This window comes from Dermabacter sp. HSID17554 (genome assembly GCF_003989295.1).
In the GTDB taxonomy this organism is placed as follows: Bacteria; Actinomycetota; Actinomycetes; order Actinomycetales; family Dermabacteraceae; genus Dermabacter; species Dermabacter vaginalis.
Genome location: NZ_RBLW01000001.1, coordinates 505,330 through 519,819 on the forward strand (window position 1 = coordinate 505,330; position 14,490 = coordinate 519,819).

The following is a 14,490-nucleotide window of genomic DNA, read 5'->3' on the forward strand; positions in this document are numbered from 1 at the left end:
TTTGCGTGTTCCGATTCGCATGGCCTCAAAAAGGAAGCTGAGGAAAGCATGTCCCTCGTTCGCCGCATCGCACGCCCCCTTCTCGCCGCACCGTTCATTTTCGAGGGTGTGCAAACCGCTATCCGCCCGGATCGCGTTCTCGATGCCCTTCCCGTCACGATCGCTGACATCGACGAGCAGGTCTCGAAGAGCCCGCTCCCAACGGATGCCGAAACGATCCTTCGCGCCGCCGGTGGTCTCGCTGCCGTTGCTGGCGCCGCCTTCGCGCTCAACAAGAAGCCGCGCCTCGCCTCGGCGACCCTCCTACTCTCGACCACCGTTGGTCTCGCAGGCCGCAAGCGGGTGTGGGAGCTCAAGGGTACCGAGCGCACCGAAGAACTGCGTGCCATTGCCGGTGACCTGGGCCTCCTCGGCGGCGTTCTCCTCGCCGTCGTGGACACCGATGGTAAGCCCTCGCTCGCCTACCGCGTTGATAAAGCCATTGAGCGCGCGCAGAAGTCGGCCGCCGAAAAGCAGCGCGAACTCGAAAAGGCGGCGAAGAAGAACAAGAAGAAGTCTTCGAAGAGCCTTGACGAGCTCGACCGCACGCTCGCGAAGAAGATCAAGAAGGCTGCCTGAGTTCGAGGTTTTCTGTGTCTGACGTTCAGTGGACGGCGCCCGTTGCCTACGGGCCCATTGATGCCCACGTCAGCGTCCCCGGCTCGAAGTCCCTCACGAACCGGTGGCTCGTGCTCGCTTCTCTCGCGAGCACGTCCACCGCACTCGTGGGGGCTCTTTCTTCGCGGGATTCCCACCTCATGATCGAGGCGCTCGGCGCCCTTGGCGGAAGCGTGAGCACGACGAACGAGGCTCTCACCGTCACGCCGCTTGCATTCCCGCACACTCGGGGCGAGGGCCACGATGCCTTGGAGCCGATCGAGGTGCACTGCGGCCTCGCCGGAACCGTGATGCGCTTCGTTCCGCCGCTCGCTGCCCTCACTGGGCGCCCCGTGACGTTCACGGGCGATAAGGGCGCTCTCGTGCGGCCTATGGCCGCGCTCATCGACGCGCTTCGGCAGCAGGGTGTCGAAGTGACGTGCCACGGCGAAGAAGGTTTCCTGCCCTTTACCGTGCGCGGCGCGGGCCTGCCAGGCGGAACAGTGTCGATCGACGCAAGCGGCTCGAGCCAGTTCGTCTCGGCACTACTCCTCGCAGCTGTCCGCGCGGCTTCTCCCCTCACCGTTCGCCACGTCGGTGAACGCCTCCCCTCGCTCCCCCACATCGAGATGTCCCTCGCGCTCCTTCGCGAATGCGGCATCGAGGCGAAGCACAAAATTGAGAGCGGCCACCACGAGTGGACCGTCATGCCGGGCGAGCTTCAGCTCCCCGCTCCGGTCACGGTGGAGCCCGACCTCTCGAACGCCGGCCCCTTCATTGCCGCGGCCCTCGTGGCGGGCGGCACGATCTCGATCGAGAATTGGCCCGACCACACCACACAACCAGGCGATGAATTCCGCCGTATTCTCCCCCTCATGGGCGCGCACGTCGAGCGCGTCGGTTCCGACCTCGAGTTTTCGGGTACCGGGCCCCTTCGTGGGATCGATGTGGATCTGGCAGCCGTCGGAGAACTCACCCCCACGATCGCGGCCCTCGCCGCCCTCGCCGATTCTCCTAGCCGACTCAGGGGTATCGGGCACCTACGCGGGCACGAAACCGATCGCGTCCACGCGCTCGCCGTGGAGCTCACGAAGCTCGGCGCAAGCGTGCACGAGGGCGAAGATTTCCTCGAGATCACTCCCGGCCCCCTCACCGGAACGGTATTCGAGACCTACGACGACCACCGTATGGCGACCTCCGGTGCCATCATTGGCCTGCGGGTCCCGGGAGTGCGCGTCGTTAACGTCCAGACGACGAACAAAACCTTGCCCGATTTCGTTGGAATGTGGACCTCGATGCTGCATACGGGACGCCCCGCGGGGAACACATGGTGAGGCGCGCGGGAAATCTCTCCAACTTCGAGGATTTTGACGAATCCTCGGTGCGCACGCGCCCCAACCGTCGCGGCTCACGGCCACGCACGAAAGAGCGCCCGAGCTACACGAACGCGGTCACAGCGCGAGTCGTGGGAGTCGATCGTGGGCGTTGGCGCACGATCGCCGACGAGGGCGCCGAGAACGAGCGCCCCGTGACCGCGATGCGTGCGCGTGCCCTCGCTCGCACACCGATCGTGCCTGGCGACCTTGTGCGCCTCACGGGCGATACTTCGGGGCGCACCGACACGATTGCCCGCATCGTCGAGGTCGAGGATCGCACGAGCTTCCTTCGCCGAAGTGCCGATGACGACGACGCTTCCGAGCGCCCCCTCGTCGCAAACGCCGACACCCTCGTGATGGTCACGGCCCTCGCTCACCCCGAACCGCGCGGCGGCATGATCGACCGCTGCCTCGTGGCCGCGTACGTCGCGGGGATCACTCCCCTGCTGTGCCTCACAAAAGCCGATCTCGCCGATCCCCACGGATTCCTCAAGAAGTACGCTCCGCTCGGCGTTGAGCACGTCACCACGCACATGAATTCCGACGGCACCATCGCCGGCATTGAGGCGCTTCGCGAGCGTCTTTCCGGGCACTTGAGCGTGCTCGTGGGCCACTCAGGCGTGGGAAAATCGACGCTCATCAACGCTCTCGTTCCGGGAACCGAACGGGCAACCGGTCACGTCAACGCGGTCACGGGCCGAGGGCGGCACACGTCGAGTTCAGCCCTCGCTCTGCGCCTGCCCGAAGGCAACGGCTGGGTGATCGACACACCCGGCGTGCGCTCCTTCGGCCTTGGGCATGTAAGCCCCGAGGAACTCGAATCGGCATTTGAGGATCTCGCACCGCTCATGGAGGAGTGCCCGCGCGGCTGCACGCACGCTTCGGCTGACGAGGGCTGCGCGCTTGACGCACTCGTTGCCGACGGCCACGCAGGAAGCGCCGGGCCCGCAAGGCTCGCGAGCTTCAGGCGCCTCAACGACACACTTCGCACCAACGATCCGTGGGCCCTCTAACAGCCCACCCCAGCTAAGGAGAATCTCTCATGGCCGCGGCACACCAGGACGACATTCGGCTCGCCCACGTTCTCGCCGACTCCGTCGATCAACTCACGATGTCGCGCTTCAAAGCTGAGGACCTCACACGCGAGCGCAAAGACGACCACACGATCGTGACCGATGCTGACCGTGCCGCCGAAGAGCTCGTTCGCGCGCAGCTCTCGCGCGCCCGCAGCCGCGATCAGGTCATCGGCGAAGAGTTCGGCTCGCACGGCGAGAGCCACCGCAAATGGATCATCGACCCCATCGACGGCACTGCAAACTTCGCGCGTGGCCTCCCGGTCTGGGCCACGCTCATCGCCCTGGAAGAGGATGGCGAGGTTGTCGCGGGCGTCGTCTCCTCGCCCGCGTTGAATCGACGGTGGTGGGCCACCGTCGGAACCGGAGCCTTCACGGGCCCGCGCCTCTCCTCCGCCCAGCGCATCCACGTGTCCTCCACCTCGCGACTCGAGCAGGCCATGCTCTCCTACGGAAGTCTCGAGGGCTGGGCGCGCGCAGGGCGACTGCGCGAATTTGTGAACCTCCTCCAGCGAGTCGAGCGCACGCGAGGCTTCGGCGACTTTTGGAGCTACATGCTCCTCGCCGAGGGCGGGATCGACGTCGCACTCGAGCCCTCGCTCACACTTCATGACATGGCGGCACTCGTTCCGATCGTGCACGAAGCAGGCGGGCGCTTCACCGATCTCGAGGGTGTCGATGGCCCCTACGGAACGAGCGCTATCGCGAGCAACGGGCCGCTTCACAGCGCCATCCTCGAGGCTTTGCACCCCTCTCACTAGGGGCGCCTTCACGGGTGTCGCAAGGGAGAAAACGATAGGATGGGGGCGCAAACGCGCGGCACTTTCGCTGCGCATCACACCACCTGGGAAGGACCCTCATGAGCGTCAAGCGCGTTGCTCTCCTGACTGCGGGCGGCTACGCCCCGTGCCTCTCGTCCGCTGTTGGCGGCCTGATCGAGCGTTACAACGAGCTGAACCCTGAGATCGAGATCATCGCCTACAAGCACGGCTACTGGGGCCTGCTCTCCGGCGAAAAAATCGTGATCGACGATGAGGCCCGCAAGAACGCGCATCTCCTGCACAACTACGGCGGCTCGCCGATTGGCAACTCGCGCGTGAAGCTCACGAACACGAAGAATCTCGTGGAGCGCGGCCTCATCAAGGAAGGCGAAAATGCCCTCGAGGTCGCCGCGAACAAGCTCAAGGCCGATGGCGTGGATGTTCTCCACACGATCGGCGGCGACGACACGAACACGACCGCCGCTGACCTCGCGAAGTACCTCGCCGATCACAACTACCCGCTCCAGGTCGTGGGCCTTCCGAAGACGATCGACAACGACATCGTTCCGATCCGCCAGTCGCTTGGCGCTCGCACCGCCGCCGAACAGACCTCCCTCTTCGCGCAGAATGTCATTGCGGAGAACGGCTCAAACCCGCGCATGCTCATCATCCACGAGATCATGGGCCGCGCATGCGGTTACCTGACCGCCGAGGCCGCGCGCTACTACCAGGACTGGCACTCAAAGCAGCAGTGGCTGCCGTCGATCGGCCACGACGAGCGCCGCTGGGACGTCCACGCCGTGTTCCTTCCGGAGCTTGCTCTCGACATCGAAGGCGAAGCGGAACGCCTCAAGAAGGTCATGGATGAAGTCGGCTGCGTCAACATCTTCCTCTCCGAGGGTGCCGGCATCCCCGAGATCATCGCCGAGCTCGAGGCGAAGGGCGAAGAGGTCGAGCGCGACCCCTTCGGCCACGTCAAGCTCGACAAGATCAACCCCGGCCAGTGGTTTGCAAAGCAGTTCGCGGAGCGCCTCGGTGCCGAGAAGGTCATGGTGCAAAAGTCCGGCTACTTCGCTCGTTCGGCGAAGGCCAACGCCGATGATCTGCGCCTTATCAAGTCGATGACTGACCTCGCCGTGCAGGTCGCCCTCGAGGGCGGCACCGGCGTGATCGGCCACGATGAAGAGAAGGGCAACCAGCTTCGCGCGATCGAGTTCGAGCGCATCGCTGGCCACAAGGCCTTCGACGTGGACCAGGAATGGTTTGCGGGCGTGCTTGACCGCACGGGCCAGAAGCTCGTGAAGGCCGAGAAGCACTGATGCACTAGCCGGGTGGCATGAGTCGCCCGAATGGCCCGGGCATGCGCGCTTTGCGTTCCTGCCCGGGCTTTTCTTTTCCGTGAAAGGGGTCCGACGCTTGATTCGCCGCACGCTGAGTACACTTTTTCCGCCGCACGTTCGCGAGAGCGGAGAGCCGCCACTCGGGCCGCGCGCCGACCGCTATGAAGCGTGGAGCGGTGTTCTGAATTTCTCGCGCCGGCCGCGCCAGGGCGCCCTGGGCGATTGCTGGCTCATGGCGCCGATGCTCGCGATTCACTCGGTCGATCCCGAGTTTTTTGCGAATGCCATCAAGGTCCAGCCCGGGTCGTCCAAAGCGCTCGCGCGTGTGTTCGTGGAAGGAGCCCCGGCGTGGCGCAGCGTGAATATGCGCTTTCCGGTCAACGAACGCGGACGCTTCGCCTACGCGACTGAGGAAGGAGGTGGCCCCGGCTGGCCGGGCATCCTCGAGAAAGCATGCGCCGCGGAATTCTCCGGGTCGTATGCATGGATCGCGCGGGGGTTTGCGAAATGGGGATTTCCCGCGCTGACCGGCGTGAGTGCGTCGACTCGGCTCGTACTGCCCTCCCCCGGCGAGGTCGAGGATCTTCTCGCGCAGAGGCGGCCCGTCGTCGCCTCCACCCACATGTTTTCCCCCGCGCTCTCGCGCGGGCGACAGTCGGGGGCTATCCCGCCGATGCATGTCATGGCGGTTGTGGGTGCGAAGCCCGATATCGGCGAGATCGTGCTGCGTAACCCGTGGCGCCCGGGTGCCTGGGTCACACTCAACAGACGAGAGTTCCGCCGCGCGTTCCTCTCCGTCGACGTGCTTGACCAGCCACTCGGGCGCTCACGCGAAGGCTCGTAGGGGTTAGCCCTTACAGTTGAAGCCGTTCTGCTTTTTGCCGGTGCCGGAACAGTAGGCGTGTCCGGCCTCGAGGCCACCCGTGTTCAGGGTCAGTTCGCTCACCGTCACGGGAATGTAGCCGGCGTCATTGAGCTGGCTGAGGATCTGCTCTGCCGCATCCACGGTCGCATCGTGGATGTCGTGCATGAGAGCGATCGGCTCGGTGTACTTTTCGGCGCCCTCAACAGCCGCGGTGATGGTTTTCGCGGTGTCCTTCGTTTTCCAGTCGAGAGTGTCGACGTCCCACTGCACGATCGCCATGCCGCGAGAGGCAACAATTTCATCCACGGTTTCGTTGTGGCTGCCATACGGCGGGCGGAAGAGAAGCGGCTCGAAGCCCGTGACCTCCGCGAGAAGATCAGAGTTCTCGTTGACCTCCTTCTCCACGCGCTCGCGCGACTTGCGCTTGAGGTCGGGGTGAGTGACCGAGTGGTTGCCCAGCTCGAAGCCCGCTGCCGCAACCATGAGAGTCGTCTTACGGTGCTCTTTGATGCTGTTGCCCATTTCGAAGAACGTCGTTGCCGCTTTCGCCTTCTTGTAGACGTCAAGGAGCTCGGGAGTGCGAGCGCCGGGGCCGTCATCGTACGTCAGAGCAACGCAGTGCTCGAGGAACACGTCGTAGCCAATCGCCGTGCTCGGGCGCACCGCCCCGCCGGGGGTGGGCTCGGGAACCTCGGTGGAATCGCTTTGGCCCTGGGTAGCGTCGGCACCGCCGCCATCCGAGGCCGCCGAACTCTGGTTTTCCGAACCGTCCGACGGTCGGTTCGGCGAATCGATCGGTTTTGCCACATGGCGCTTAGGCGTGAAGTGCTCAAGCTCTTCGCTCGGCTCACCCGTGAACTGGGCGGGGGTCACGCTCGCGTCCTTCGCGAGTTTACCGAGATCGGAGAGGAAAGCCTCCGCGTCAATGACGAGCCGTGCGGGATCGCTGCCCGCCGCACCCGCTCGGAACGCGAGCACGAGTTCTCCGTCAGGGTTAAAGGCCATTGCCGGGCCATTGCCGTAGGGGGCACTCTTCTCGATCAGTGCGTGGTCCACGGCACTCGGGTCAAGCTTCGCTTCAGCAGCCGCATCGTGCACGGCTTTCGCAAAGTCCCCCCACTTCGCGGCCTCGATAAGGGCGGTCGGGGCGAACGACTGCTTCTTGCGAGCGTCGTACCAGATCGTGCAGGGCACGTTCGCTTCGGAAGTGCCAAGGCTCCCAAGAACCGCGACCCCCACCACGTTCTGCGCGGCTGCGAGGATCGAAGCCTTGATGTCGACCTTGTCAGTATCATCCCAGTGCGCCTCACGCAGAAGTCGGTTGCGCACCACCTCGGTGGCTTGAGTGAGGTTGCGGGCTTTTGCGAAGCGCGGGGTCGTGACAGTTTTGCCTTCGGCCTCGGGATTGAGTGTCGCCTCGGTCATGTCAATGAGGGACGCCTCTGCACTCGTCCACTCGGAAGACTTCTCGGAAGGTGCGCTCGACGACTGTGCGTGACCGCCTTTACCCGAGGCCTTGCCGTTGTTCTTGCCATCACCCGAGTTCGAGCAAGCGGCCAGGCCGGCGACTGCACCGGCCGAAAGGCCAACGAGGGCGGTGCGGCGGCGGATGGGACGAGTACGAAAAACCGACGACACGATTCTTTTCTTTCCTTCACAAGCGACAGTGGGTTAGCAAGGAACCGCGCGCTCGGCGTGGTGGATAACGCCATGTGCGTGCGTCCTCGCCGCTCATGAGTGTACTCCTCAGCTCCTCACGCCACCTCACTTCCACGGGAGATCTCGCCCCGGAGTGTTCCCGGAACCGCTACTCGCAACTGCCCCCCTACCGGACGCCCTCATCCGGTTTCAGGGTGGACAAAAGGTGGACAAAATAGAGCAGGAAAGCCGCCTTGAGGTCTGGCATGTCGTTTTTCTCCACCCTGAGTGAGTGAGTGGGCATGAAAAAGCGGCCCCCATGAGCTTGATACTCATGAGGGCCGCTACTCGTAGCGGGGGCAGGATTTGAACCTACGACCTCCGGGTTATGAGCCCGGCGAGCTACCGAACTGCTCCACCCCGCGTCGGTGATCTCTAACTTAGTAGGCCTCCCCCGAGGAGTCTAGTTTTCAGCGCCGAAACGTTTCGTAGTTCACGTTCACGCCCCGTTCACACTCCCGTTCCTTCGCTAATTGCCACCTCCGGCAAGCTGCGAATTAGCGGCATCTGCACGCTCGATGGCGTCCTTCAGGCGCTCTTGCGCTTCGCCGTACTTCGCCCAGTCACCCTCGGCGCGTGCCTTCTCGGCATCGTTCCACGCCGCATCAAGATCCTTGAGCGCGGCATCGAGATCGGCTCTGGGATCGCCCGAACCGCCTTCGGGCGTCGGCGGCGCTGGAGATTCACTAGGCTTCTCACTCGGCTGAGGTTGGGGATCACCACCGGCGTCCCCACCGGCATGAGGATCCGAGACCGCATCCTCAACGGCTTTGGCTTCACCGGTCGTGGGAACCTCGGCGTCGCCCGCACTCGCACCCGAGTCGCCACCGAAAACAGCGTCGAGAGCCTCATCGAGCGTGTCGGCATACCCCACCTTGTCGCCAAAGCTCACGAGAACCTTGCGCAGGAGTGGATAGGACGTGCCGCCGCCCGAGCTCGAGCTCATCACATAGACAGGCTGCACGTACAGCAAACCGCCGCCAACCGGGAGCGTGAGAAGGTTGCCGTTGATGACCTTCGAATTGCCCTGGCGTAGCAGGTTAAGTTCGTTGGAGACCTGCGGGTTCGAGTTAAAGGTGTTTTGCACCTGCCTAGGCGCGCTCACGGGATTCGAACTCGGGAGCACAAGGAGCGTGAGTTTGCCGTAGTCCTTCGCGGGGTTGCCCTCTTTCGCTCCTGTTTCAGAGTTCACGGCAAGCAGACCTGTGAGAACGTCCTGACCGGATTCCGGGATATAGCTCGAGGAAAGCGTGAACTGAGGTTCGCTTTCGTCAGGCATCTGCATCGTGAGGTAGTGCGGAGCCTGTAGCGGTGCGGAGCCGCTCTCATCGTCACGCGCCTGAGTGGGGTCCGGAGTGGTTTGCCAGAAGTCCTGGCCCACGTAAAAGTCTTCAGCCTTATCGATGTGGTACTTGCCAAGAATCGACCGCTGCACCTTGAAGTAATCCGCCGGGTAGCGCAGATGGCTCATGAGGTCTCCCGAGATTTCGCTCGAGGGCTTCACGGAATTCGGGAAGGCACTCTCCCACGCTTGGAGAATCGGGTCCTCCGTGTCCCACGCATACAGCGTCACGCTGCCATCAAAGGCATCGACGGTGGCTTTCACGGAATTGCGCACATAGTTCACGCGGCGCTCGCGCAGACCCGCGGTATCCGCACCATTGACCTTCGAATCGGTGACGACTTGATCGAAGTTCGTCGCTTGCGCGTACGGGTAGCGGTCGCTCGTGGTGTAGGCATCGATGACCCACTTCAGCTTGCCATCCACGACCGCCGGATACATCTCGGTGTCGAGGGAGAGGAACGGCGCGACGGTTTTCACTCGCTGCTGCGGATCGCGATCGTAAAGAATCTGCGACTCCTCGTTCACGTAGCTCGAGATCAGAATGTTGAACTCGCGGAATTTAATCGCGAACAGCATGCGATTGAAGAAGTTGCCGACGCTCGGGCCACCGTTGCCCGTGTAGGTGTTGGACACCTGACGGCCCTGATCGTCGCCGTCCGTTCCGGACTGGTAGTCGAACTCTTGCGGGTCGGCACCCTCTGGGGCACCCACGATCGAGTAGCTCGGCGAGTGGCGCCCGAAGTACACGCGCTCCTGGAACTCACCGAGCTTGCCCGAGCCCGGCACGCCGGACTGGAAGAAGGCGGGCTCACCATCAGGACGGCGCTGGTTGCCGTAGGCAGCAGCTACGCCGAAGCCGTGTGTGTACACGACGTGCTGGTTGACCCACGACTGCGAGGAGAGCTCGAGCTTATCGGGCCGAAGCTCGCGCACGCCGATCACGGTGTCTTGCTTTTGCCCATCGATGTCGTAACGATCCACGCTCAAAGTGTTTTCAAAACCCCAGTAGCGGCGGTTCGCTTCGCGCTGACCGAAGGTCGGCGAAACTACCGCGGGATCGAGAAGGCGGATCTGCGCCGTGGTTGCGGCGTCCTCACGCAACTGCCCCGAGGTTGCTGCGGACTTCGCACGGTACGAGACTTCATTGACTTCTTCGAGGCCGTATGCGGCACGGGTGGCCGCCATGTTCTCTTCAATGAATGGCTTTTCGAGGTTACGTTCGTTGGGCTCCACCTGGAAGGTCTGGATGAGGTAGGGGTACACCATTCCAACGGCGACCGTGGAGAGAACAATAAGTCCCGCCGCGGCGGCCGGCAGCTTCCAATTGCCCTTGAGGATCCACGCAAGCAACACCAGCGCAACGATGATCGCGGAGATCGCGAGGATGGTCTTACCGGGGATGAGCGCGTGCACGTCGGTGTAGGCCGCGCCATCGAATTTTTCGTGCGAGGCGGTGAGGGTCGCGTAGCGTTCAAACCAGTGTTGCGCCGCGAGTACGAGCATGTAGGCCATCGCGATGACACCCACGTGAGTGCGCGCCGCACGAGTGAGGTTGAGCCCTTTCTTCTGATCCCACTCAATACCGCCGTAAATGAAGTGGCCGAGTACTGCCGCGAACGCGCTCGCAAGGATCACGAAATTCACGAGCCCGAGCGCCGTTTCAATCACCGGAAGCGTGAACACGTAGAACGCGATGTCGTTGTGGAACACCGGATCGGTTTTGCCGAACGGCTCCTGGTTGAGCATGAGGAGGATCTCTTGCCACTGACGCGAAAGCGTGAGGCCTCCAAAAATGCCAAGAACGACGGGCGCGGCGATCGTGATGATCTTCCGAAGCGGTTCAACAGCATCGCGAAAACCCGCGATCGCGATGTCTTCGCGCGTGAGGGGCATGACCTGCGGTCGATATTTGTGACTCGCCCACAGGCATACGAAAATCGGCACGGCTACAGCCACGAGCCCTGCAAGGAACAGGAGCCCCTGCGTGACCCATTTCTTTACGAGAAAGCCATTAAAGCCCAGCTGATCGAACCACATATAGCTCGTTGCCACCTCGGCAAACCACGCAAACACCACGATGAGCGCCACGATCACGACGATCGTGATCGTGAGAGGCGAAACCTTCTTCGCGCCCTTCTCATTCGTGGGCCCCGCGGGCTTGGGACTCGGCTGGGCAGCACCGGGGAAAGGATTCGTGAAACTCAACGGCGACCTCGACTCACATCGTGGGGAACTATCGTGGGATGAGTACTCACCCCATCTTGAGGCAAGTGTCACTATTGTCCCAGTAAGGAGCCAGCGCCGTGCATTCAGAAACGCGAGACCTCAACCTCAGCGAAACCGAAGGGGCGCTCGCCGCCGCGGTCCTCGAACTCGTGCGTCACACGCGTGAGAACGACTCCCCTGCCCCCGAGCACATTGCGCGCTTCGCCCTGTTCACGACCGAGGCTCTTCTCGACGAGCGCCCGGAGCTCTCGAGCCTCCTCCCCAAGGAAACGCTCGACCGCGCGAGCGGCGACCCGCATCATCTCACGAGCATCGAGACCGGCACCCAGCACGCCGACGTCGCCGATGAGCTCCGCAATGCCCTGTGGCCCGAAGGCTGCGAAGGAGGCTACGTTCAGGCCCGCATCCGCGGCGCGATCGATGGCTCCCCCGGCACGGCACCCGCACCCGTGTTCGTCGCCGCAGGCGCCTTGACCACGGGCGAAACCTTCAGCGCCGTTGCTCGGGAGGGCGAAGAACTTCGCGTTGGCCGGGATCTCATCCCCGAGCTCGTCGCTTCCCTCTGTGCGAGTCTCGGCATCGACTCACCTGGTGCGAGCGCCGATATGCAAACCGAGTAAACGTGTGAAGCAGGCAAGCGTCGGACCCCGCACGCCCGCATGGCGCACGTGCGGAAGCCGACACCCCCACCGCGTTCAGGCGTAGCTGGGTTCTGCCACCTCGGTGAGCTCCTCGAGATCGCTCTCGCTCAACTCCCCCTTGACTCCTTCGTGATTCTCGAGTTGAGCGTGCGCAGCTTCATTCGACCCACTCTCAGCAGCCTCACCCCCGACATCGGGAGACGTGGTGCGCACCTCACCGGTGTTTTCATCCACCCACGATGGCGCGCTCTTGGCGTACTGGGCGGTTCCGTAGGTGAGATCGATGGCGACGTGATCGGCATGCAAAAGCAGCTCCGTGCGAGTATTGCCGTCGCGGTCCTCCCACGTCTGCGTCACGAGACGGCCCGTGCACAGGAGCGGCTGGCCGCGCTTCACCGATAGCACAACGTTGTTCGCAAGCGATTCGCGCCGCACCTGCACGCGCACGTATTCAGGCTTGCGCTCTTTCCATTCCTTCGCCTGCACGTCGTAGTACCGATCATTCACGGCAACGGTCACCGACGTGCGGCAGCCGCCACCATCAAACTTGAAGATCGTGGCATCCGCGGTCGCGTTGCCCTGGATCGTTGTCATGATTGCGTTCATTGAAGTTCCCCCCTTGGGATCGTTCGCCGCCCGCTGCGGCGCTCACCCACGAGCATGCCCTTCGTTCACACCCTCGGAAAGGGCCCCTTCGATCCGTGTGGAGAGGGCGGCACTGTGGAGGGAGAGTCACCGCGCATTCGGCTCCACTGCCCGCTCCCGGTACACTGGATCCGCCCACGCGGCATGCCTCCATAGCTCAATGGATAGAGCAACGGCCTTCTAATCCGTAGGTTGCAGGTTCGAGTCCTGCTGGGGGCGCTGACCAGACATAATGCCGGGAATGCTCTGCGACGACGTCGAAACGGCAGGTTTACTCCGCTTGCGTGTGCGCGTTCCCCTCGACTCCGTCAAGCGCTCCAGCTGGGTCGAGGCCTCGGTACCAGTACGCCTTGTGCGCGATGACGCTCGTGTGCCCCATCACAGGTTCAATCAGGCGAGGATCTGTCCCAGCGCTGATCAGACGGTTTTCTACGGTTCGCCGGAGTGTATGAACCGTCCCAGCGCGCTCAAGCGATCTCCGCACTGCAGACGCCATGTTGTCCGGATCGGGCAGCATCCCGCGGGGCGAAGTGACGACCAGCCACGACCCCACAGCCTCAGGGCCCTCCGGCCGCTGAGCCTGACGCTGGTCGAGGATCGTTCTGGCGCTCGTCGGTCGCAAGAAACTGTCGCAGAGCGACTTCCTGCTCCGCCGTGAACGCGTTGTCGACATGGTGAGGTACCCCGTTCCCGTAAACCTCCGTTCCACGCGGCGGCGTACTCGGCAGGATGAGCCCGGAGGCCGGATCGACGGAGATCAGGCGTAGCGGGTCCGCCGAGCACCGCGGGGCCGTCGGCGTGGATCAGCCGCCGCCGTCACCCAGACTTGCCCGCGGGTGCAGTCTCAGCTCTGACGCAGGTCCGGGTGCTCCGGCGAGGGTGCTGCCGAGGCTCTTCGTGACGGCGAGCATGAGGCGGGCGCAGATCACGTCGAGGTCGAAGGAGATCGTCGCGAGCTCCGGTTGTGCGAGTCGCCCGGCGGGGATGTTGTCGACGCCGATGACCGCGAGCCGTGCAGGCACCTCGATGCCGGCGGCCCGGGCAGCAGTGAGCACGGCCAGAGCGACGTCGTCGTTGTGGGCGCACACCCCGGTGACACCGGCCTCGACGCACGAGCGGAGCTCCGCCGTCGATACCGCGCCACTCGGGGACCCCAGGATCAGGGGATCGGGCAGCGCCAGCTCGCGGCAGACGGCCGTCACCCCGGAGAGGCGCCCCTCGGCCAGGCCGGTGAGGCGAGGGTCCGCCGGGAGCGCGTACGCGAGCCGCTGACGTCCGGCGGCCACCATCGCCTCGGCCTGGGCGCGTCCGACCGCCGCAGTCGGAACGGGCACATCGTGGACTCCGTCGGCGTCCCGTGCCGATGAGTACGAGACCGTCCACCGCGCCACGGGGATCCGTAGCTCACGGATCGGGTCGATGCGCTCGGGGTCGAGGTCGACGAGGACGATGACGGCGGCCGGCAGCAGCTCCCGGCAGAGAGCACCGAGGTCGTCACCTGCGAACGAGAGCTTGGCGAGCAGGTGCAGGCCGGCGCGTGAACAGGCCGTGGTCAGTCGCTCGAGCAGTCCGACGAGGACGGGGCCCACCGGGACGTCGGGGACGACGAGCAGCACGAAGTCGCTGCGTCCCCGGGCGAGCGCGCGGGCGGCACCCGATCGGACGTAGCCGAGCTCGGCGGCGGCGGCACGCACGCGTTCGCGCGTGTGTTCCGGGATACTCTGACCGGGCTTGTCGTTAAGGACGTAGCTCACGGTTGCCGTGGACACGCCGGTTGCGGAGGCGATGTCCGCCAACGTCGGGCGTCGCACCACTGCCTCACCTCCGTGACGAGGATCATGAACCGGATAAACTGCCGACCCTTGTCGGATGCGCGACTCCACC

11 protein-coding genes and 2 tRNA genes are annotated in these 14,490 nt (G+C 64.0%); 8 read left to right on the forward strand and 5 right to left on the reverse strand.

Translation table 11 applies throughout. The features are described from left to right. Window positions 1–48 precede the first annotated feature (48 nt). From D8M36_RS02305 to D8M36_RS02330, 6 genes are all read left to right on the forward strand, one after another. On the forward strand, window positions 49–618 hold the full coding sequence (locus D8M36_RS02305; protein ID WP_126846399.1) for a hypothetical protein: 570 nt from the start codon (window positions 49–51) through the stop codon (window positions 616–618). Between the two features lie 14 nt (window positions 619–632). Then, complete coding sequence (gene aroA, locus D8M36_RS02310) at window positions 633–1,970, forward strand: 3-phosphoshikimate 1-carboxyvinyltransferase (RefSeq protein WP_126846401.1); 1,338 nt, start codon at window positions 633–635, stop codon at window positions 1,968–1,970. Then, complete coding sequence (gene rsgA / locus D8M36_RS02315; protein WP_126846403.1) at window positions 1,964–3,025, forward strand: ribosome small subunit-dependent GTPase A; 1,062 nt, start codon at window positions 1,964–1,966, stop codon at window positions 3,023–3,025. The genes aroA and rsgA overlap by 7 nt, the downstream gene beginning before the upstream one ends. A 29-nt stretch (window positions 3,026–3,054) precedes the next feature. After that, window positions 3,055–3,846 carry an inositol monophosphatase family protein gene (locus D8M36_RS02320; RefSeq protein WP_126846405.1) on the forward strand — a complete coding sequence of 264 codons (792 nt, stop codon included), beginning with the start codon at window positions 3,055–3,057 and terminating at the stop codon, window positions 3,844–3,846. Window positions 3,847–3,944: 98 nt separating this feature from the next. After that, the gene (locus D8M36_RS02325; RefSeq protein ID WP_126846407.1) at window positions 3,945–5,165 is read left to right on the forward strand and encodes a pyrophosphate--fructose-6-phosphate 1-phosphotransferase; all 1,221 of its coding nucleotides are present in this window, start codon (window positions 3,945–3,947) and stop codon (window positions 5,163–5,165) included. Window positions 5,166–5,262: 97 nt separating this feature from the next. Next, on the forward strand, window positions 5,263–6,030 hold the full coding sequence (locus D8M36_RS02330) for a C2 family cysteine protease (protein ID WP_126846409.1): 768 nt from the start codon (window positions 5,263–5,265) through the stop codon (window positions 6,028–6,030). 3 nt (window positions 6,031–6,033) lie between these two features. On the opposite strand, the gene D8M36_RS02335 is transcribed toward D8M36_RS02330, so the two are convergent. The 3 genes from D8M36_RS02335 to D8M36_RS02345 form a co-directional block, all read right to left on the reverse strand. After that, window positions 6,034–7,689, reverse strand: a complete 1,656-nt coding sequence (locus tag D8M36_RS02335) for a polysaccharide deacetylase family protein (RefSeq protein ID WP_126846411.1) — start codon at window positions 7,687–7,689, stop codon at window positions 6,034–6,036. A 351-nt stretch (window positions 7,690–8,040) separates the two neighbouring features. Beyond that, window positions 8,041–8,114 (reverse strand) — tRNA-Met (locus D8M36_RS02340). A gap of 104 nt (window positions 8,115–8,218) precedes the next feature. After that, a complete protein-coding gene (locus D8M36_RS02345; RefSeq protein WP_126846413.1) occupies window positions 8,219–11,299 on the reverse strand; it encodes a UPF0182 family membrane protein in 3,081 nt (1,026 codons plus the stop codon). 98 nt (window positions 11,300–11,397) lie between these two features. Here D8M36_RS02345 and D8M36_RS02350 point away from each other — a divergent pair, with 98 nt between their 5' ends. Continuing rightward, window positions 11,398–11,940, forward strand: coding sequence for a hypothetical protein (locus tag D8M36_RS02350; RefSeq protein WP_126846415.1), 543 nt, complete (start codon window positions 11,398–11,400; stop codon window positions 11,938–11,940). Window positions 11,941–12,015: 75 nt separating this feature from the next. Here the strand turns inward: D8M36_RS02350 and D8M36_RS02355 are convergent, their stop codons facing one another. Continuing rightward, the gene (locus tag D8M36_RS02355) at window positions 12,016–12,567 is read right to left on the reverse strand and encodes a single-stranded DNA-binding protein (protein ID WP_126846417.1); all 552 of its coding nucleotides are present in this window, start codon (window positions 12,565–12,567) and stop codon (window positions 12,016–12,018) included. A gap of 185 nt (window positions 12,568–12,752) precedes the next feature. Between D8M36_RS02355 and D8M36_RS02360 the strand changes: the two genes are divergently transcribed. Further along, a tRNA-Arg gene (locus D8M36_RS02360) sits at window positions 12,753–12,825 on the forward strand. Between the two features lie 584 nt (window positions 12,826–13,409). Here the strand turns inward: D8M36_RS02360 and D8M36_RS02370 are convergent. Beyond that, window positions 13,410–14,375: a LacI family DNA-binding transcriptional regulator gene (locus D8M36_RS02370; protein WP_161970185.1), complete on the reverse strand. Its 966-nt coding sequence runs from the start codon at window positions 14,373–14,375 to the stop codon at window positions 13,410–13,412. Window positions 14,376–14,490: the final 115 nt, after the last annotated feature.

Coding starts and splice junctions, on each gene's coding strand:
- D8M36_RS02305 (WP_126846399.1), top strand. CDS start 49: ATGTCCCTCGTTCGCCGCATCGCACGCCCCCTTCTCGCCGCACCGTTC.
- rsgA (WP_126846403.1), top strand. CDS start 1,964: ATGGTGAGGCGCGCGGGAAATCTCTCCAACTTCGAGGATTTTGACGAA.
- D8M36_RS02320 (WP_126846405.1), top strand. CDS start 3,055: ATGGCCGCGGCACACCAGGACGACATTCGGCTCGCCCACGTTCTCGCC.
- D8M36_RS02325 (WP_126846407.1), top strand. CDS start 3,945: ATGAGCGTCAAGCGCGTTGCTCTCCTGACTGCGGGCGGCTACGCCCCG.
- D8M36_RS02355 (WP_126846417.1), bottom strand. CDS start 12,567: ATGAACGCAATCATGACAACGATCCAGGGCAACGCGACCGCGGATGCC.